This window comes from Sphingobacterium paucimobilis HER1398 (assembly GCF_000416985.1).
GTDB classification, from domain to species: domain Bacteria; phylum Bacteroidota; class Bacteroidia; order Sphingobacteriales; family Sphingobacteriaceae; genus Sphingobacterium; species Sphingobacterium paucimobilis.
The window spans coordinates 165,194-186,373 of sequence record NZ_ATDL01000012.1; the positions used below are offsets into that span (position 1 = coordinate 165,194).

The 21,180-nt window shown below is 43.7% G+C and carries 19 protein-coding genes; 14 read left to right on the forward strand and 5 right to left on the reverse strand.

What is annotated here, in order from left to right; genetic code table 11:
* Positions 1-125: 125 nt before the first annotated feature.
* Together M472_RS31065 and M472_RS31070 are read left to right on the forward strand one after the other, a co-directional pair.
* On the forward strand, positions 126-749 hold the full coding sequence (locus M472_RS31065) for a 7-carboxy-7-deazaguanine synthase QueE (RefSeq protein WP_021069796.1): 624 nt from the start codon (positions 126-128) through the stop codon (positions 747-749).
* A 99-nt stretch (positions 750-848) separates the two neighbouring features.
* Positions 849-2,738 (forward strand): OmpA family protein, encoded by a 1,890-nt coding sequence (locus tag M472_RS31070; RefSeq protein ID WP_021069797.1) that lies wholly within the window; start codon positions 849-851, stop codon positions 2,736-2,738.
* Here the strand turns inward: M472_RS31070 and M472_RS31075 are convergent.
* Positions 2,735-3,811: a Gfo/Idh/MocA family protein gene (locus M472_RS31075; protein WP_021069798.1), complete on the reverse strand. Its 1,077-nt coding sequence runs from the start codon at positions 3,809-3,811 to the stop codon at positions 2,735-2,737. The two genes, M472_RS31070 and M472_RS31075, sit on opposite strands and share 4 nt — an antisense overlap.
* Positions 3,812-5,083, reverse strand: a complete 1,272-nt coding sequence (locus M472_RS31080) for a Gfo/Idh/MocA family protein (RefSeq protein ID WP_021069799.1) — start codon at positions 5,081-5,083, stop codon at positions 3,812-3,814.
* Between the two features lie 256 nt (positions 5,084-5,339).
* Here M472_RS31080 and M472_RS31085 point away from each other — a divergent pair, with 256 nt between their 5' ends.
* The 7 genes from M472_RS31085 (at position 5,340) to rodA (ending at position 13,045) form a co-directional block, all read left to right on the forward strand.
* On the forward strand, positions 5,340-6,605 hold the full coding sequence (locus M472_RS31085; RefSeq protein WP_021069800.1) for a DUF819 family protein: 1,266 nt from the start codon (positions 5,340-5,342) through the stop codon (positions 6,603-6,605).
* 55 nt (positions 6,606-6,660) lie between these two features.
* Positions 6,661-7,101 carry an acyl-CoA thioesterase gene (locus M472_RS31090; protein ID WP_021069801.1) on the forward strand — a complete coding sequence of 147 codons (441 nt, stop codon included), beginning with the start codon at positions 6,661-6,663 and terminating at the stop codon, positions 7,099-7,101.
* Positions 7,102-7,319: 218 nt separating this feature from the next.
* Positions 7,320-8,342: a rod shape-determining protein gene (locus tag M472_RS31095; protein WP_021069802.1), complete on the forward strand. Its 1,023-nt coding sequence runs from the start codon at positions 7,320-7,322 to the stop codon at positions 8,340-8,342.
* Between the two features lie 105 nt (positions 8,343-8,447).
* Positions 8,448-9,293, forward strand: coding sequence for a rod shape-determining protein MreC (mreC, locus tag M472_RS31100; protein WP_021069803.1), 846 nt, complete (start codon positions 8,448-8,450; stop codon positions 9,291-9,293).
* A complete protein-coding gene (locus M472_RS31105; RefSeq protein ID WP_021069804.1) occupies positions 9,286-9,807 on the forward strand; it encodes a hypothetical protein in 522 nt (173 codons plus the stop codon). Before mreC ends, M472_RS31105 begins: the two co-directional genes overlap by 8 nt.
* 6 nt (positions 9,808-9,813) lie before the next feature.
* On the forward strand, positions 9,814-11,784 hold the full coding sequence (gene mrdA, locus M472_RS31110) for a penicillin-binding protein 2 (protein ID WP_021069805.1): 1,971 nt from the start codon (positions 9,814-9,816) through the stop codon (positions 11,782-11,784).
* Entirely contained in the window at positions 11,771-13,045 is a 1,275-nt protein-coding gene (gene rodA, locus M472_RS31115) for a rod shape-determining protein RodA (RefSeq protein ID WP_021069806.1), read from the forward strand. Before mrdA ends, rodA begins: the two co-directional genes overlap by 14 nt.
* Before the next feature lie 5 nt (positions 13,046-13,050).
* Here rodA and M472_RS31120 read toward each other — a convergent pair whose 3' ends face one another.
* From M472_RS31120 to M472_RS31130, 3 genes are read right to left on the reverse strand one after another with little or no spacing between them, the layout of a single operon-like run.
* Positions 13,051-13,908 (reverse strand): nucleoside phosphorylase, encoded by an 858-nt coding sequence (locus M472_RS31120; protein ID WP_021069807.1) that lies wholly within the window; start codon positions 13,906-13,908, stop codon positions 13,051-13,053.
* The gene (locus M472_RS31125) at positions 13,905-14,522 is read right to left on the reverse strand and encodes an IMPACT family protein (RefSeq protein WP_021069808.1); all 618 of its coding nucleotides are present in this window, start codon (positions 14,520-14,522) and stop codon (positions 13,905-13,907) included. The genes M472_RS31120 and M472_RS31125 overlap by 4 nt, the downstream gene beginning before the upstream one ends.
* Positions 14,519-15,376, reverse strand: coding sequence for an EamA family transporter (locus tag M472_RS31130; RefSeq protein ID WP_022829306.1), 858 nt, complete (start codon positions 15,374-15,376; stop codon positions 14,519-14,521). Before M472_RS31130 ends, M472_RS31125 begins: the two co-directional genes overlap by 4 nt.
* Before the next feature lie 563 nt (positions 15,377-15,939).
* Between M472_RS31130 and M472_RS31135 the strand changes: the two genes are divergently transcribed.
* From M472_RS31135 to M472_RS31155, 5 genes are all read left to right on the forward strand, one after another.
* The gene (locus M472_RS31135; RefSeq protein ID WP_021069810.1) at positions 15,940-16,764 is read left to right on the forward strand and encodes a prephenate dehydratase; all 825 of its coding nucleotides are present in this window, start codon (positions 15,940-15,942) and stop codon (positions 16,762-16,764) included.
* Positions 16,765-16,805: 41 nt separating this feature from the next.
* Complete coding sequence (locus M472_RS31140; protein ID WP_021069811.1) at positions 16,806-17,912, forward strand: chorismate mutase; 1,107 nt, start codon at positions 16,806-16,808, stop codon at positions 17,910-17,912.
* Positions 17,913-19,160 carry a 3-phosphoshikimate 1-carboxyvinyltransferase gene (gene aroA / locus M472_RS31145; RefSeq protein ID WP_021069812.1) on the forward strand — a complete coding sequence of 416 codons (1,248 nt, stop codon included), beginning with the start codon at positions 17,913-17,915 and terminating at the stop codon, positions 19,158-19,160. It begins immediately after the preceding gene.
* A gap of 68 nt (positions 19,161-19,228) precedes the next feature.
* Positions 19,229-20,326 carry a chorismate synthase gene (aroC, locus tag M472_RS31150; protein ID WP_021069813.1) on the forward strand — a complete coding sequence of 366 codons (1,098 nt, stop codon included), beginning with the start codon at positions 19,229-19,231 and terminating at the stop codon, positions 20,324-20,326.
* Positions 20,313-21,170, forward strand: coding sequence for an ROK family protein (locus M472_RS31155; protein ID WP_021069814.1), 858 nt, complete (start codon positions 20,313-20,315; stop codon positions 21,168-21,170). Before aroC ends, M472_RS31155 begins: the two co-directional genes overlap by 14 nt.
* The last annotated feature ends 10 nt before the right edge of the window (positions 21,171-21,180 follow it).

Below are 21,180 nucleotides of genomic sequence, written 5' to 3' on the forward strand. Positions count from 1 at the left end.
GTCCAAGTGGACTGTATCAAATATAATATTTTCGTAATAAAAATACAACAGCAGAATTTAAAGTTTTTAAATAGCCAATCGTTGGTTTATTTATATTAACTTTGCCCCCTGTTAAATTCAACACAATGTCACATCAAGTTCCCGAAAACGGCTCAAAACTTCCATTAATGGAAGAATTTTACACGATTCAAGGAGAAGGATTCCACACTGGTAAAGCTGCTTATTTCATCCGCCTAGGAGGCTGTGATGTCGGCTGTCACTGGTGCGATGTGAAAGAAAGCTGGGATGCCGAACTGCACCCCCTCACTGACGCAGAGACAATAGTAGAAAACGCAAAAAAGCATCCCGCAAAAACAGTGGTTATTACCGGAGGCGAGCCTTTGATCTATAATCTAGATTATTTAACACAAAGACTCAAAGACGAAGGGATCAAAACATTCATCGAGACATCCGGAGCCTATCCGCTCAGCGGCACCTGGGATTGGATCTGCCTATCTCCCAAAAAATTCAAAGCGCCCAAACTGGAGGTGCTTCAGGTTGCAGGCGAACTCAAGGTCATTGTCTTCAATAAAAGTGATTTCAAATGGGCAGAAGAGCACGCTAAAATGGTCGGACCAAACTGCAGGCTATATCTACAGCCCGAATGGTCCAAAGCGACTGAAATCACTCCTCTTATTATTGAATACGTCAAAGACAACCCCCACTGGGATATATCTCTACAGACACACAAGTTTCTCAACATCCCCTAGGTTTAGGTATTCTAAAGAAAGTTTTATATTTTTAATAGCCAACGAACTGGACATTTCTAGTTGTAAAGGTTTCTAAGCGATTTAAAAATAAGTACAAAAATGGAGTCATTCCTTAAGCTAATCTGTTTTTTACTGCTATTATGTTGGTACAACCTCTCCTTTGGCCAGAAGCCATCGACCAATAGAAAAGCGCAAATTGCCTATGAAAATGCGACTAAACAGCTCGCTCTTCAGAATAGAGCAAAGGCAATCGATGAGCTAAAAAAAGCTATAGAACTGGATCCTCAATTTGCCACTGCCTACCAACAATTGGCAGACCTCTATCGTTCCGAGAATAAATACACAGAAGCCATCCCTCTTTACAAGAAGGTATTACAGATAGATCCAAATCTAACAAAACTGACGTTATTCGGTCTGGGGGAATCTCAATTGGCAAACGCGGCGTATCAAGAAGCATTGACCAACCTCTCCCGCTATGCGGAGGGAGAACTTTCGGCAAAAAGCAGACAAAAAGTGCAGCAGTATATGGACAACTGTCAATTTGCACTCCTTCATCATAAGACAGACTCCGTACAGGTCCACCGTCTCCCCGCTACGGTCAATACGACGGATGATGAGTACTTCCCCAAATTAACAGCAGATGGCAAACGTCTAATTTTCACACGCAAAAGCAATAATCAGGAGAACTTTTTCGAAAGCAATCTAATCGAAGAAAACTGGTCTACAGCACAGAAACTAGTTGGATCAATCAATTCGGAATTGTTTAATGAGGGCGCACACTCCATATCTCCCGATGGCAAATACCTCTTTTTTACCGGATGTAACCGTCCCAATGGACTGGGCAGCTGCGACATCTATGTATCTAAATTCGAAAATGGCACATGGAGTGCCCCCCACAATTTAGGCTATCCTGTAAATACCAAAGGATGGGAAGCTCAGCCTGCTATATCCGCTGATGGACGAACACTGTACTTTGTCAGCAATAGACCAGGCGGCATGGGTGGCAGTGACATTTGGAAAAGCGAACTGTCCGCAGATGGAAAATGGCAAACCCCACAAAACCTTGGCCCTCAAGTCAACACCGCATTTGACGAAAGATCCCCTTATATACATCCGGACAACAAGACGCTGTACTTTGCCTCCGAAGGATGGCCTGGATTTGGTCGCTATGATTTGTTCAAAACCCAGCTTGACAGTCTTGGGCAATGGAGCACTCCTATAAATCTGGGAGCCCCGATCAATAACAATTATGATCAAACCGCCATACATGTGACTATGAACGGCACCTTAGGCTACATGGCCTCTGCAGATTCTTCAGGCCAACTGGATATTTACAGCGTGAACATCCCCAAGCCACTCCAGCCTATCCCCGTAGCCTACATACAGGGCACAATATATGATGCTGAAAACAAAAAGACCTTATCCGCAACAATTTCAGTGACCAACACACACAACCTAGAGGTCGTCTACCTGGACCAATCAGATGACCAGGACGGACAGTTTATCGCGACACTTCCCGTAGGTGCCAACTACGCAGTACATGTCCATAAAGAAGGTTATATGTTTGATTCCAGACAGTATGATATTTCTGACACAGCATTAAAAAACGAAGTGTTTAAGAAAGATGTATTCCTGCAACCTATCCGCAAAGGAAACACAATACAATTGAATAATATCTATTTCGACACGGACAGTTCTATTCCTCTCAAAAGCTCTGCTTCAGAGCTACAGCTGCTGCTAAGATTCATGCAACTTAACAGGACTGTCAATATAGAGATTGCGGGGCACACCGACAATACAGGCAACAAAGCGCACAACCAGCGCCTTTCAGAAAACAGAGCTTCAGCGATATCGGCCTATCTCCTTGAAAAAGGAATCCCCGAATCCAGAGTCAAAAGCATCGGATACGGGGATACCAAACCAATCAGCGACAATACCAGTCCCGAAGGCAAACAACGTAATCGTCGCACAGAAATAATACTTCGTTAGAGTCTTACCCTATTTCCTGTCCGTACCGACTCATCACAGGCCAGTGCTATTTGCAAACTGTTAATCGCATCATCCATCGATTTTGCCAGATCGAGGTCTTCCAGGATCGCTTCACTAAAAAAACGCTGCTCCCTATTGCATAGCTCCTGGTGGTTGGGCTCATCCGTCAAGTCAATCCATTCATCAGGTTTGACAAATTTATTCGCACGGTCCAGGTCCACGTGATGGACCCGTATCGATTCCGTCTTCGTATGTGCCTCTACAGCATCAGACTGCCCGTCGCTAGAGGCATCCTTGGCGACAATAGAAACCGATCCTTTGGGCCCGATAACATCTTTAACAAAGAAAGCCGTCTGGCTCATCATCGGTCCCCAGCCTGCTTCGTACCAGCCCACACTCCCATCGTCAAATGTTATCTGTAGCTGTCCATAGTTATAATTGTCATCCGGGATATCATCTGTAAGTCTTGCTCCAATCGCCGATACCGCCACAGGCTTGGCATCAGTCATCTGGCACATCACATCGATATAGTGCACCCCACAGTCCACAATAGGGCTCAAGCTTTGCATGAGATTTCGATGCACATCCCACATATAACCTTGGCTTTGCTGATTGAGATTCATCCGAAACACCAAAGGCGTCCCCAGCTTCCTGCCCTCCTCAATAAATCGCATCCAAGACGGATGGTACCTAAGAATATACCCGACGACCAATTTCTTGTTCGCTCGAATGGCAGCTTCGACCACACGCTTAGCACCGAGGACTGTATCTGCCAGCGGCTTTTCTATAAAAACGTGCGCACCATGGTCAAACGCCAAAATTGCGTAAGCTTCGTGGGTATCGGGGTATGTCGAAATACACACTGCTTCAGGTTTGGTCGCCTCAAGGGCTGTTTCATAATCGTCAAAACAAGGATAGTTCGTTCCCAAATCCGAATTGAGTTGTTCTTTACTAGATCCTCTTGACACCAGACCTATTATCTCAAATTCTTCAGAATCATGATAAGCTTTCGCGTGCGAGGCCCCCATGTTACCACAGCCGACGACCAAAACACGTATACCTCTCCTCTTCATCTATACAAAAGGTTTAAATCCTGGCTGTGCGATAGGTGTTGCATCCGGTGACATCGACCAGTTATAGTTATCAGAATGAGGGCCTAATTCCTCCTTCGAGTTCATGATATCTTCATAAGAAATACGCTTGCCCGTATAAGCAGCTATTTTCCCCCAGATAGCCAATAACGTCGAGTTCACCATAAAATCACCATCATTGACAAACTCGCCCTTGTTGATAGCGGCCATCAATTCGTCATGCTGTGTTTGATACATATTATTTATTTTGCCATCATATGCAAAAGCTTTAGTACCATGGATATTATAGTTTTTCATGATATTAACATCGACAAAACCCGCTGTACCATTAACTTCTACCGAATTACGTGACTCTGTACCATTTTGCTGTCTCGAGAAATGCATCCCTTTCACGCCATCACCATAGTCGTACTCCACCGCAAAGTGGTCAAACGTATTGCCTATCGCCTCCCATGACCTGCTTTGTCTTCCTCCTGTAGCACTCACCACTTTAGGCAGCTTATTGCCCATGATCCAGTTCATATAGTCCACACTGTGGATAGATTGCTCGACGATCAGGTCTGATGCGTAGCGCTGAAAGTAATACCAGTTACGCAATTGATATTCAAAGTCTGTCCATGTACTTTTACGTTCTTTCAAGGTCAGTTCTCCACCATAACGAAAAGTCGTAACAGACTTGACATCACCTATATCTCCCCCTTGGATACGCTTCATTATTTCACGGTTGGGTGTAGAATAACGGAAGCAGAATCCCGAAACCAGATTGAGCTTCTTCTCCTTGGATATACGTACACTCTCCATGACTCGCTTCAATCCAGGGACATCCACTGCAACAGGTTTTTCACAAAAAATATGTTTACCAGCATTTACGGCATACGCCAAATGATCCGGTCTAAAATTAGGCGGACTACACAACAGTACGACATCCACATCCGAATCTATCAAACCCTGATAGCTCTCAAACCCCACAAACTGTCTTTCGGCAGGCACATCCGTCCGTTTTGGATCTTTTTTATTCAGAATAAGAAGTGTTTGGTCTATCTGATCCTGAAAAGCGTCTGCCAATGCAGTGACCACCACATTGGGATCCGCAGCCAATGCTTGAACAACAGCACCAGTTCCTCTTCCGCCACAACCTACTAAGCCCACCTTGATCACCTTGGTAGCTCCAAATTGGTCTGCAAGAGAAATAAAGGGCATACTGCCCAGCACTATACCACTACTTTTTAAAAAATCTCGTCTAGAAAAATTCATAGTTTTATTGAATAGGAAATTAAAGTTATAATAATATCCAGTTATTACCAACGCAAATGCATAATAGTAAAGAATTCGTTACCACTTTTATCAAAAGAAATCTATAAATTCACAAAAAATTAAAAAACAACGGTCCCTACCAATCCGATTAGCGACCACAATTTTTTTAAGCAAATACATATATTCAAATACCAGAACAGTGGTTTTCTATAACGAGATCTGTAGCCACTGTCAAAAAAACAACTAATTACAAAAAATGGACAACCAAACAGCGCTTGTACAACCTTTAATTACTGATACTGCCGTTATCGTAGGCATTCTTATGACCATCCTTGGGATCGTATTCTATACGTCCTCCTTATCAAACAAGTATATCAAGGGCTTCTACAACGTAATCCCACCATTGCTGCTGTGCTACTTTCTTCCAGGCGTCCTTAATTCCCTTCATGTATTTGATGGTGCCAATTCGCCTTTGACCAGCGTAGGCAGTCGCTACCTGTTGCCAGCCTGTTTGATACTATTCGTAATCAGCCTGGACCTCAAAGAAATGTGGGCATTGAGAAAGCGTGCTGGTTTAATGTTTATCACGGGTACAATAGGGATAGTATTGGGTGGGCCATTAGCGGTTTGGATCGTATCTTTATTTGCACCTCAAGTCGTAGGCGGAGTCGGTCCGGACGAAGTATGGCGAGGTCTGGGTTCACTGGCAGGATCTTGGATCGGCGGCAGTGCGAATCAAGTCGCTTTAAAAGAAATATTACAACCATCGCCAAGACTATTTTCTTCTATAATCGCAGTCGACGCCTTTGTAGCCTATCTATGGATGGCTTTCTTATTATATGGAGCCAGTAAGGCAAAACAATTTGATAAATTCTTCAAAGCGGACTCCAGAGATGTCGATCATCTCATGCAAAAAATGGAGGCAAAGACTCAGGCCAATGCACGGACGCCACAGACAAAAGATTATATTATCATGTTGGCTATAGCCTTTGGAGGTACGGGATTAGCTACATTTTTAGCAGAACCAATAGCTAACTTCATTGCGACCAACTACCCTCATTTAGAGCAATTTTCATTGACCAGTGGTTTTTTCTGGCTCATCCTGTTTGCGACCATAATAGGAGTAGCGCTTTCTTTTACGCCAGCCAAGGAACTCGAACATGCTGGTGCCTCAAAACTAGGCTCTACACTCTTGTATATGCTTATTGTCACGATCGGCATGCAGATGGATATTTCCGCCATAGCGGACAACCTCGGACTATTTGTTGTAGGTATCATCTGGATGTCCTTTCATGCCCTACTCCTTTTGATTGTAGGCAAAATATTTAAAGTACCTTTTTTCTATTTTGCAGTAGGGAGCATGGCCAATGTCGGCGGAGTCGCTTCAGCCTCTGTAACCTCAGCCGCATTCCACCCCTCATTGATCTCAGTAGGCGTTATTTTAGCTGTTTTCAGCTACGCTATAGGCACATACGCCGGTTGGCTTACCGCATTACTCATGCAGATAGCCTCCCCTATCTAGCGTTTTACAGCGGGACAACAACAGACAAAAGTTCGAACCACAATACACGATTACTATGGAGAACAACACATTTTACGAAGGACAGGTTTTATGGTCACAGATTGATGCCAATCGTCATCTCAGACATTCTGCCTATGCCGATTTTTGTGCACAGGCGCGGAGCAACATGCTCAAAACAATGGGACTGTCCCTTGATGAATTTGCAAAACAGAAGATCGGCCCCATTCTTTTCCGGGAGGAACTCATTTACAAGAGAGAGATTCAATTGGATGAGTACATACGGGTAGAAATCCTATTGACTAAGCTGAATTTGAAGAATGCACGTTTTTCATTTCAACATATTATTTACAAAGAGAATGGGGAGAAGGCCGCAGAGGTTAATGTCGATGGTGCCTGGCTCCATTTAGTCGAAAGAAAACTGACAAATATACCTGCCGAATGGTACGACATCTTACAGAAAGTCCCCCGATCGGAGCACTATACAGAAGTAGATTAAATCGGTGATATACATACATTCAGCGAGCCACTGACATAGACGACTATTATATGGACACTGACACACAATAATCGAAATGCACACAGCGTTATTAAAGGATAGATTCCAGCCAAAAAATAACGTTATTTTATTTGATTTTTTTGTAGAGTTGGGTTACCATAATAGATTTTTTTTCATTAGGTTTGCATTAAATTAAAAACAGAATTAGGACTTACTAAATGGGGTTATTCAATTGGTTTACGCAAGAAGTTGCGATTGACTTGGGTACGGCAAATACCTTAATAATACACAATGATAAAGTAGTAGTGGACGAGCCTTCGATCGTAGCATTTGATCGGACGACCAACAAAGTGATTGCTATCGGCAGACAGGCAATGCAGATGGAAGGCAAGACCCATGATAATATAAAAACGGTCAGACCGCTTAGGGATGGAGTAATAGCTGATTTTACAGCAGCCGAACATTTGATTCGAGGCATGGTAAAATTGGTCAACAATGGCAAATCTTGGTTCTTCCCTTCTTTACGTATGGTCGTTTGTATTCCTTCTGGAATCACCGAAGTAGAGAAGCGTGCAGTTCGCGATTCAGCGGAGATAGCAGGAGCTAAAGAAGTCTACCTCATTCACGAGCCCATGGCAGCAGCAGTAGGTATCGGTATCGATGTCGAAGAACCTGTTGGAAATATGATCATCGATATCGGTGGTGGTACTACGGAGATTGCCGTTATCGCATTATCGGGAATAGTCTGTGATCAATCCATCCGCGTTGGTGGAGACAACTTTGACTCCGATATCGTCCAATATATCCGTCGCCAGCACAATATAATGATTGGAGACCGTACGGCCGAGAAGATCAAAATAGAAGTCGGAGCAGCATTGCCCGAGCTCACCGATCCACCAGAGGACTTTGCCGTACAGGGACGTGACCTGATGACAGGTATTCCAAAACAGATCACCGTGTCCTACACCGAGATAGCACATTGCCTGGACAAGTCCATCTCGAAAATCGAAGAAGCAATCTTAAAAGCACTGGAAATAACGCCACCAGAATTATCTGCTGATATCTATCAGACTGGTATTTATTTAACAGGTGGGGGAGCCCTTCTGCGAGGCCTTGACAAGAGATTACAAGCAAAAACAAAATTACCTATACATGTAGCTGAGGATCCTTTACGCGCTGTGGTAAGAGGAACAGGAATAGCACTTAAAAACATAGGACGTTTTAAGTTTTTAATGGCGTAAGGTAAATAAAGATAAATTACAATTACTTCTGCGCGATATAGAAAAGTTGAACTTCTTCTATATCGCGTATTTTTTAGATAACAGAACAAATCTCTACGTGAAAACATGAAAAACCTATGGCTCTTTTTAGTAAGATATAACGCCTTCTTTTGGTTTGTACTTTTTTTCGTGTTTTCCATCTTCCTTGTTGTTCAAAACAACAATTACCAAAGATCTGCATTTGTCAATTCCTCTAACGTTGTTGTTGGTACATTTTATGAAAATGTCAACTCTTGGAAAGAATATCTATCCTTGCGCGACATCAACCAACAGCTCGCCGATGAGAATGCTCAGCTTCGAAAAAAACTGCAAAATTTCACACCTGCAGATTCAACAACGGATACCCAGGCATTTTTAGTAGACTCTATTGACGAAGAGCGTTATGATTTTATCGTTGCCTCCGTGGTAAATAACAGTATAAATCAGAAAAGCAACTTCATCACGATCGACAAAGGATCGGCCGACGGCATTGAGCCAGATATGGGGGTGATCACCTCCAATGGGGTTGTAGGTACGGTGTTGAATGTTTCTCCGCATTTTAGCACCATCAAATCACTGCTGCACCCCGACACCAAGATTTCGGTCACTTTAGACAGTACTGCCACAGCATTTGGGTCATTGGTATGGGGTAGCAATACCGATTCTCGCTACGCGATGGTACGGGATATTCCCAACCACGTCAAAGTTCACGTAGGTGCACCAGTCTTTACTTCGGGATACTCCACCAAGTTTCCCAAAGGCATTAAGATAGGTCATATCGTACAGACCGACCTCGCTTCTGGCGAAAGCTTTAAAGACATTCGGGTCTTATTGTCTACCAACTTTGTAAACCTGAATCATGTTTATATCGTGAAAGATAAAATGTCTACAGAAAAACTAGAATTAGAACAACACAACAAAGATAATGGCTAGAGTATTCATCTTCAATATCATTCGTTTTGTAGTCCTTACTATACTACAGGTAGCTGTTTTTAAGAATATTGGGTATTATAATATTGCCGCTCTATTTCCTTATATTCTCATCATATTATTGCTCCCGACAGGAATGCCCAATTTTTTCCTTTTCCTGGCAGCATTTCTCACCGGACTTACGGTCGATGCTTTTTACGACAGTATGGGCGTTCACGCCGCAGCATGCGTCGCCCTGGCTTGGTTTCGGATATTCTTTCACAAGATTACCCTAGATGTAGACGAACAAGCCTTTCAAACGCCGAGTTGGGGCAATATGGGATTCAAATGGTTTAGTGCTTACCTGCTCTTAGGTACGCTCGTTCATCATTTGGTACTGTTCTTCACCGAAGTTTTTTCATTCCAAGATATATTGTACACACTAGCCAGTATATTTTTCAGCAGTTTATTCACCGTAGCGGTCATTCTGATCATCAGCCTGATCACCTACAATCGTAAATCAAGATTAGCTAACTAGAATGATATGAACAATAATTTTTTCGAGCGCAAATACATTATCCAAGGTATATTTTTAGCAATAGCGTTACTAATTGTCGCTCGTCTGTTCTATCTTCAAATTATAGATGAATCCTATTTACTTTCTGCAAACAACAACGTTTTAAGAAAAAGTGTCGTATATCCTGCTAGAGGTATTATTTTAGACCGCAATGGAAAAGTATTGGTTCAGAACGAACCCGTGTATGACCTTTTGGTGATCCCTCGAGAGGTAAAAGATATAGACACCCTACTGCTGTGCCGTCTGTTAGAAATCGATAAGGACGGTTTTATGTCCCGCATGAATAAGGCACGAGCGGTCTCTCCTTTTCGAGCATCCACCTTTGAAGGCATGATGAATGCAGAGACCTTTGCCGTACTTCAGGAACACCTGGACAAATTCAGAGGCTTTCAGGCACAACCCCGTACCGTACGTCAGTATCCCGACAGCGCAGCTGCTCAGTTCTTGGGTTATATTCAAGAAGTCAATGAAAAAGACATCGAGCGCTCCAACAATTTCTACAAGCGAGGCGACTACATTGGTGCCTCTGGCGTAGAGCGCTCTTATGAAGAACTGCTACGTGGACAGCGCGGCGTACGCAATCAAATGGTAGACAAGCTCGGGCGATCCCAAGGTTCCTTCAGGGATGGCAAGTTCGATACTTTAGCCGTCTCCGGAGACGGTCTTATCTCTTCCCTGGACAAGGACTTACAACTCTTGGCCGAGAAGCTCATGAAAAATAAACTGGGCTCTGTTGTCGCTATTGAACCTTCCACAGGTGAAGTGTTAACCTATGTGAGCAGTCCCAGTTACAACCCCAATATGATGGTGGGTAGACAGCGGGGCAACAATTACATGAAGTTGCTGTACGACCCGCACAAGCCGATGTTCAACCGTCCAATTCAGGCCTCCTACCCTCCAGGTTCAGTCTTCAAGGTTGTAGCGGCACTCACTGCACTTCAGGCCGGAGTGATCACGCCACAGACTATTTTCAATTGCCCTGGTGGATATCGCTATGGAAATGGACGAATCATGCGCTGTACCCACGTGGACGGTCCTACAGATCTAATCAAATCCATCCAACGGTCCTGCAATACCTATTATGGCTATGTCTATGCCCGTATGATTGACTCCAGAGGGATGTCGGGCCCCAAAGCGTACGAATTGTGGCGCGAGGGTCTTAACCAATTTGGTTTAGGTCATCCCCTAGGCATTGATTTGCCAGGCGAAAAAGGAGGCAACGTCTATCCCGCTAGTTACTATACCAAACGCTTTGGCAGTGAAAAATGGGGATCGAGTTACAGCATTTCCCAATCTATCGGTCAGGGCGAACTGGGGATCACACCGCTTCAAATGGCAAATATCATGGCTATTGTTGCCAATCGTGGTTTCTACTACCGTCCCCACCTGATTAAGGGAATTGGTGAAAAGAAAATCGTAAAAGAAGAGTTTACAGAAAAAATATGGGCTGGTGTAGACGCACAACATTACGAACCCGTTATTGAAGGAATGAGCCGTGCTGTCAATGCTGGAGGAACCGGTTCCTCCGTACGGATCAATGGGATCGAAATGTGTGGTAAAACAGGTACCGTGCAGAATCCACATGGAGAAAACCATGCTGTATTCTTTGCTTTCGCACCGCGTGTCAATCCGAAGATTGCAATAGCGGTATTCGTAGAGAATGCCGGATATGGTGGGACATGGGCTGGCCCTATCGCCAGTATGCTCGTAGAAAAGCATATCAGAGACACCATAACCCTACCCAAATATTTGCAAGACCGTATCTTGAATGCCAACTTGTTGCCAAAGGTAAAAACGAAGGCCAATGAAGTCAAAAAAGATACACCTGCTTTAAAAAAGGATAGTTTAAAAACAACAAAACAGGTCGCACAAAACAAACAGGCACCTGCTTTATTCGTTCACCATAGCCAAGTCAGAGGAAGAAATGAACAATACTAAAAACAGCTTTTTGGGTCGCCTAGACTGGATTACGGTAGCGATATGGCTCATATTATGCCTGATTGGCTGGTTCAACATCTACGCCGCGGCATACAATCCGCAGCACCCCGAGATATTCAGTTTAGCCACAAACTATGGAAAACAAGGCTTATTCATATTCACAGCACTTATTATAGGCTTTAGTATACTCATCATTGACCAACGGTTTTTCATATCCATCACACCTATCGTCTACGCTGTGGTCATTTTACTGCTGATAGCGGTATTGTTTATCGGTAAGAATATTAAAGGTAATCAATCCTGGATCGATCTGGGATTCTTTCGATTGCAACCATCCGAATTTGGAAAACTGGGAACCTGTCTCCTTCTTTCCTATTACCTGGGTACGCAGTCGAACAAGGCTCCCAACGTCAAATCACTATTAGTAGCAGCTGCCATAGTACTTCTGCCGACAGCTCTAGTCCGACTTCAGCCGGATACAGGCTCTGCGATGGTCTTTTTCTCGTTGATCTTTGTCTTTTACAGAGAAGGCTATGTCAACACCAAGTTATTATTACTTGGCGGCTTAGCGATTATACTATTTGTGGCAGCCTTAATACTGGAAAACGAATGGATACTCGTGGCTATTATCGTTGGTCTGTGTAGCCTGCTCGCTTATTTCTACCGCTCCAAACGTAAGAATATTATTAACATTGCCCTGCTCTGTGTAGCTTCATCGATCTATGTCTTGAGTGTTGATTTCGCTTGGGAGAATATTTTGGAACAGCACCAGAGAAACAGAATTGACATCCTCCTCGACAAAGTCCACGACCCGCTGGGTGAAGGTTATAATCTCAATCAATCCCAGATTGCTATTGGTTCAGGACAATTGTTTGGAAAAGGATACCTCCAAGGAACACAGACTAAATATAACTTCGTGCCCGAACAAAGTACCGATTTTATATTCTGTACCATTGGTGAGGAATGGGGGTTTGTCGGATCGGTGACCATAGTGGCCATCTACGTATTCTTATTATTCCGGATTATTCACATCGCAGAGAGACAACGCACGGCTTTCGCCAGAATATACGCCTATTGCGTAGCGTCCATCTTGTTTTTCCATTTTTTCATCAATCTCGGCATGACGATAGGTCTGGTTCCCATCATCGGGATTCCGTTGCCATTTCTCAGTTATGGAGGTTCTTCTTTGTGGAGCTTTACGATACTCCTTTTTATATTGTTAAAATTCGATTCCGCCCGCAAAGGACTATCACCGGCATAGGCCTACTATATACGCTCCAGCACATGCCGTATGGCGGCATCAATTACTTCGGATGGATTCGGACAGAATTCTTCGTGAAGTCGAGAAGCCAAAATCGCATTAATGGAAAGCGCATGGTGCCCCAGCATATTGGCCAGTGCATAGATACCCGCAGTTTCCATTTCTAAATTCGTAATACACTGCTCATTTTTTGTTCGGAATGAGTTAGCCTTCTGAATGAGATCAGGATACATATTATGCGAACGGACCGATCGCCCCTGAGGCCCGTAAAAGCCCGGCGCTGTCATCGTTATTCCCTTAGAAAGTCCTCCCGAAAACTGCGCCATAAGCCTTGGACTGGCCGTTCCGATATAAGGATGAAAAGACAAGTTCGAGAAATGCTGGGTAACCGCTGCAGCCAACTCCATCTCCTCTTTAGCGTATGATTTCACATAAAACTGCATCAGCGTATCAAAACCTATCGCAAACTCACTGGCCAACACCGTTCCCACCGGAAGATTCCCCTGTATGGAGCCCGATGTCCCGATGCGTATGATATCGACAGACCTCATTTCTTCCTTCAATGTCTTAGTGTCAAAATCAACATTGATCAGAGCATCGATCTCATTTAATACGATATCGATATTATCAGTTCCTATTCCAGTAGATATTACAGAGATTCGTTTCCCCCGCAACATCCCCGTATGAGTGATAAATTCCCGTTTACCTTTCTTTACCTCTATCGTGTCAAAATATTTCGAAACCAATGGGACTCGTTCTTGGTCCCCGACAAAGATGATAGTATCGGCCAGATCCTCAGGCCGCAGGTTCAGGTGATATATACTACCATCCGCATTTAAAATTAACTCCGTGTCTGCAATCATAACGTATACAAATAGTTGTGCGTCACTTTTTCGATCTTATCCAATTTTGCCAGCACCTGATTGACTTGCATCTTTCTAATCTCCATAGTTATAACACAGCTGTTGTCAAATTGTTGATCCAACATTTGAATTCCTTCTTCCTTCATCACGCGCATGACATCATTCATCTGCAGATAGTCGAATCGAACATCATACACATCATTTACCGTCCGCTCTTCGATCTTTGCCACGTCCAATGCTTCCAACGTAGCCGTCTTGTAGGCGTTGATCAATCCCGGCACCCCCAAAAGAGTACCCCCAAAATACCGAACCACCACAACCAGTATATTCGTCAGATCTTTAGAGAGCAGCACATTTAGGATGGGTCTCCCTGCAGTACCTGACGGTTCGCCATCATCATTGATACGAAACACGCCACGATCCGTCGTTAAGCGATAGGCCCAGCAATGATGCCGAGCTTTAGGATGCAAGGCCTTTAGGTCCGCAATAATATCCTTCAGGTCTTTTTCATTCTTAAAGGGGTAGGCATAAGCTATAAACTTACTCCCTTTATCTCTAAAAATCCCTTCAGAAGGCTCCTCAATAGTCAAATAAGTATCTTCAAATAAACTCACAAATACGCAATTAATAATATAGATATAACAGCCAATACAAGACCGATTTTATTGATATAGCTCAGTTTTTCTTTAAAAGCCCATACGCCGACCAGCGTACCCACTACGATCACACCCACATTCATTGTCGTAAATACAATAGAGGGATTGTCCGGTATCACGCGATGCGCCTTCATATAAAAGAAAATATTGAAAAAATTAAACACTCCCAATACACTCCCCCACAACATAGAGGTAGCTTCTATCCGTTGCCCCCGGCCCCACTTTTGAAACAACAAGATACAAAAAGCAACCAACATTGCCCCTACAAAAACGAAGAACATCGAGTCAATATAAGACACCTCTTTATGTTGCGCCACTTGTTTGAACAAAACATCAATTATCCCCATCCCCAAAAACACCACCGCAGGATACAGCATGCTATTGGATTTTTGGCCCTGTCCCTCTTTATTCCAGCTGACCGAACAAACCAGTGCAATCAATCCGACAGCAATACCAATCAGCTTACCGGAGGAAGCAGTTTCCTTAAAAAGTAAAAACGAAGCCAATAGAGGAATAAACAATGACATACGTTGCGCAACATCCGTCTTTACAATACCACTGTATTTAATAGATAAAGCGATGAAAATAAAAAGTGTAGGCAATAGTATAGTTAGTGGTATATACAATTGATACGGAAGTATAGACCATGGGACGTCTTTCAGTTCAGGAGCTAGTAGCGTGTATGTCAGTACAACAGTCGCTGGATAGTTCCACAAAACAATGTGTTGCACATTCAGAGACCTACCTCGCGCCATCTTTAGCAGCACAGCAACAATCACACTACAAACAACACTTAAAATAACATATAACATAACCAATAGCGCTAAAAGAGCTACAATAGTACTAAAATCTGTCGAAAAGAACACTTCTCCTACCCCACTATTTTCTTATCTATCCCAAACTAGAGCAAAATAAACACATAAAATGACAACAAAAACAAACAAAATAAACAAAAATAATAACACAAAAAACACTATAAAAATACATTAAAAAACAACTGTTATTATGCGTTAAAAACAACTAAAAAAACAAACAAAACAAGCTTTAAACAGGATTAATAAACAAAACAACAAAAAAAACACTATCATAAATAACATTTTTTACACTAAAAAAACAGCCAAAAATCAACGCAAAAACGAATCAAAAAACAACTAAAAAACCATTTAAATAAAAATAAATTTGGATATTGTTTTTCAATCACATACCTTTGATTCATCAAAACAGAGACAATGCATACAATGAACACATACAACTATTTTTACTTCTTTTATTTTAGCGATAAAAGCCGGGACTAGTATGTATATAATTCACTGCATGAATAAAATATGAAAGGTCCCGGATTGATTCCGGGACCTTTTTTCGTTAAATATTAAATATGAAAACAAAAATTGCAATTCAGGGCGTAAAAGCTTCATTCCATGAAGAAGCCGCATTCAAGTATTTCGGTCAGGACATCGAGACCTTAGAGTGCAGCTCTTTCAAGCAAACCTGCGAAATGCTCAAACAAGGCAAAGCAGATTATGTAGTGATGGCCATCGAGAACTCTATTGCGGGGAGCATATTACCCAATTACAATTTGCTAAGGGACTACAGATTCCATATCGTAGGTGAGGTACACCTCAACATTCAGCAAAATCTGTTGGCCTTGCCAGGGGTAAAACTAAGCGACATCCAATATGTCGAGTCTCACCCGATTGCTATTCGTCAGTGCGACGAGTTTCTCTCCGATCATTCCGATTGGATTATCAAAGAAGGACTGGATACCGCAGGCTGTGCCAAAAAGATAAAAGAAGAACAGCTTACCAATACAGCGGCTATTGCCGGAGAGTTTGCCGCCAAGATATACGGTCTGCAGATTCTCGAAAAACGAATCGAGACCAATAAAAAGAATGCAACACGGTTTTTGATTTTGAGCAACGAGGTTGTCGAGCAAAAAGGAGCAAACAAAGCCTCCCTCTCCTTTCAGACTGGCAATGGTGTAGGCGCATTGGCAGCCGTACTACAGTGCTTTGCCGAACAAAATGTCAACCTCAGCAAGATCCAATCTATGCCTGTAGTGGGCCGACGTAATGAATACGATTTCTATGTCGATGTAGAATGGAAAAAGCAAGCCGATTATGATGCTGCAATTCGCAAAGTCCTAAAGCATACCGTCAATTTCAGTATCATGGGCGAATACATCAAAAACGAAAAAGTATAACACAACTAACACAACGATAAAAATTAAAAATTGAAAATAAGATGAAACATTCATTAGACATCCTTCCATTACAGTCTTGGATAGACACAGGAGACAAACCTTTAATCATAGCAGGTCCATGTAGTGCAGAGACCGAAGAGCAAGTGGTTTCGACAGCTCATCTATTGGCAAATACAGGCAAAGTAAATGTATTACGCGCCGGTATATGGAAACCGCGTACACGTCCAGGCGAGTTTGAAGGTATTGGAAGTGTCGGTCTACAATGGTTAAAAAGAGCGAAAGAAGAAACTGGTCTACTTACTGCCACAGAAGTAGCTACCGCCAAACACGTAGAAGAAGCGCTGGCTGCAGGTATAGATATACTATGGGTCGGTGCACGTTCGACAGCCAATCCATTTACGGTCCAAGAGATTGCAGATGCTTTGAAAGGCGTAGATGTACCCGTATTGGTCAAAAACCCCGTAAATCCAGACCTATCGTTATGGATTGGAGCATTAGAGCGTATCAATGGTGCCGGTATCAAAAAACTGGGTGCGATACACCGTGGATTCTCTTCTTTCGAAAAGACAGCTTTCCGTAATGAGCCGATGTGGGACATCGCTATACAGTTGAAAACGATTGCACCGGAGCTGCCTATCATCAACGATCCTAGTCATATCTGTGGTAACCGTGAGCTTATTCCTTACATCACACAAAAAGCGATGGACATGGACATGCAAGGACTCATCATCGAATCTCATATCGATCCTTCCGTAGCTTGGACAGATGCGAAACAACAAGTGACACCAGCTGCACTAGCAGATCTATTGGACAACTTGTCTATTCGTCATGCCGCATCGAACAACCCTGCATTTGATGATAAGTTGGCTGAACTCCGTCAGCAGATCGACAAATTAGATGACCAGATCATCAAGCAGATCGGTGATCGTATGAAGATTGCAGAGAAGATCGGTGAATATAAACGTGACAATCACGTCACTATCCTTCAGGTATCACGTTGGGACGAGATCGTTCAAAAACGTGTACAATTGGCAAGAGCCTTAAACCTTAGTGAAGACTTTACCGTAAAATACCTCGAACTGTTGCACAACGAATCTATCCGTAAGCAAAACGAAGTGATGAATACAAAAGTAAATGCGGAGGTATAAATGAGTCTAACAAGCATCAAGCTCGCTCATCCTACGAAACAAATAAGTGGAACGGTACAGCTCACTGGTTCTAAATCAGAGAGCAACCGGGCTCTTATTATACAGGCCATCAGTTCAGGAAAGGTGAAGATACAAAACCTTTCCCATGCTGATGACACCGTGCTGTTGACCAATGCCTTAAAGGTAGCACTTCAGATTGACGATCAGGTAAAAACCATAGACATCGGCCCTGCCGGTACAGCCATGCGTTTTTTGACATCTTACCTCAATCTACTTCCTGGAGACTTTGTACTTACTGGCACACAGCGAATGCAACAGCGTCCGATTGGGATTCTGGTAGATGCGCTCAACAGCCTGGGAGCGTCCATTGATTACACACAGACATCCGGCTACCCCCCACTTCGTATACGCGGTCCATTCCAGCAATCGGCTACTTCGGTCAATATCAAAGGCGACATCAGCAGCCAATATATATCCTCCCTTCTTTTGATCGCCTCGGCGCTCAAAGACGGACTCACCTTAGATATTGAAGGCGAGCTAACCTCCAGACCTTATGTCACCATGACACTCGATATGTTGGCCGAGGTCGGTATACAACACAGCTGGCAGGACAATAGCATTCACATTGCTCCCCAGCAAGCACGTCCAAGCACCTTGTATATAGAACCCGATTGGAGCGCCGCCTCCTATTGGTACGCTATGGTAGCGTTGTCAGAACAGGGTTCCATACGACTGCCTGGGCTCAAAAAGAACAGCCTGCAGGGCGATATCGCTATTGCTGAGATCATGACCCACTTTGGGGTCAAGACAACCTTCGAAGCAGACGCTATTTACCTGGAGAAAACAGCAATCACATCGGACAAAAAGTTATTTGATTTCAAGTCATGTCCCGATCTGGCACAGACCGTTGTCGTGGTGGCATCAGCATTAAAGCGGGATGTTTCTTTCACCGGTCTCGAGACCCTGAAGATCAAAGAGACCGATCGTATTGCAGCCCTACAAAACGAGATTGCAAAATATGGCGCTGTATTACAAGAGGATGGCGAAACCTATCACCTACACAGTCAGCACGTTCAAGATCCAGGATCCCTGACGATCGAAACCTACGAAGACCACCGTATGGCGATGGCCTTTGCACCACTGGCACTTGTCTTCCAACAAGTACAGATACTGGAACCACATGTTGTTGAAAAATCCTACCCTACATTCTGGGATGATCTCCGCAAACAAGGATTCACACTAACATAAAACATATATCGTCTATATTTTTAGCTAAAGTATAGACGATTTAATATATTTACCCCAATTATTAAATTATGGCAGGAAATTCATTTGGCGATTTATTTAGAATAACCACATTTGGCGAATCTCACGGAGCGGCAATAGGCGTGATTTTAGATGGTTGCCCTTCCAATATAGTTATTGACGAGGCCTTCATCCAATCCGAACTGGACAAACGACGTCCCGGTCAGTCAAAGATTACCACCCAGCGAAAGGAAAGCGATACCGCACAGTTATTGTCGGGCGTTTTTGAAGGTAAATCTACAGGGACACCGATAGCTATTCTCATTCCCAATGAAGACCAGCGCTCCAAAGACTACTCGCACATCAGCGACAAGTTCCGCCCCTCCCATGCCGACTATACCTATCAAATGAAATACGGTATAAGAGATTATCGCGGAGGCGGTCGTTCATCTGCCCGAGAGACTGCTGCCCGGGTAGCTGCAGGAGCGATAGCCAAGCTGTTCTTAAAACAACATGGCATTGAAATATTTGCACATGTTTCCGGTGTAGGTACGATAGAGTCTCCCAACCTGGATTATACCGACCTATCCGATCTCTTAGACCTTCGCGAAGCGAATATCGTCCGTTGTGCTGATCCTGCTACTGCCACAGAGATGGTCAGTTTTATCGACAGCATACGTAAAGCCGGAGATACCGTAGGTGGTCGTATTTCTACGGTCATCCGCAATCTCCCCGTCGGCCTGGGCGAACCCGTATTTGACAAATTGCATGCGGATCTCGCCAAAGCCATGATGGGCATCAATGCCGTACACGGCTTTGAATACGGTTCTGGATTCGAAGGTTCCAAACATATCGGCTCCGAGCACAATGACATTTTCTCCAAAGAAGGAGACAAGACCGTTACCCGCACCAACTACTCTGGTGGTATCCAAGGCGGGATCTCCAATGGTATGGACGTGACTTTTAGAGTCGCATTCAAACCTGTGGCCACCATTATGCGTGATCAGCCTACATTAAACGAAGCAGGAGAAGAAACCGTGATTTCCGGAAAAGGAAGACACGATCCTTGTGTCGTGCCTCGCGCAGTCATTATTGTAGAAGCTATGGCTGCCCTTGTTATTGCCGATCACCTGTTAAAACATAATGCCTATCTAAATGTTAGAAAATAAGTCTACATATATTTTAGCTTGCGATATCGGAGGTACACACATTACCTCCGCTATCGTTACTAGCGATACCTGGTCTATTATTTCTGAAACACTTGTACGAAAATCCGTAAATTCAGCTCAAAATGCTAAATCGATTTTTCAGTCTTGGACAAGCGCATTAAACGAATCATTGGCTCTTTTTGGTGCCCCCATCAGACAGATCGGTATCGCTATGCCCGGCCCCTTCGACTACGAGACAGGTATCTCTTTGATGAAAGGGCAAGACAAATATGACAGCCTCTATCAAACCAATATCACGGATGGCCTCCGGAGCAGCTTGGGCGATGATACGCTCCAGATACGCTATATCAACGATGCCGCAGCTTTTCTACAGGGCGAAATATTTGCTACAGGACGTCAGGACGAACAGACCATTCTCGGCATTACCTTAGGCACCGGACTGGGCAGCGCCATATGGCACCATGGTTCCAAGGCACAGGATGCCAACCTATGGAATACCCCTTACAAAGAGGCTATTTTTGAAGAATACCTGGTTACCCGCTGGTTCACCCGCCGTTTCGAAGAACTGTCCGGACATCAAGAAATAGGACTAAAAGAAATCATCGACAAGCACAGCCAGAGCGACAGCTTACAGGTACTGCTCGCCGAGTACCGCACCCAGTTGTACGACTTTCTTCAATACTTCAGCACACGTGAAGGATGCCAGCATTACATTATCGGAGGCAATATTTCAAAGGCATGGCCGCTCATCAACAGCGACCACAGGTTTATGGACTTTGCCATTTCCATAGGGGTACAAGAAGAAAAAGCAGCGCTTATAGGCGCCGCTTCATTATTTAAATAGTATCCGTTCC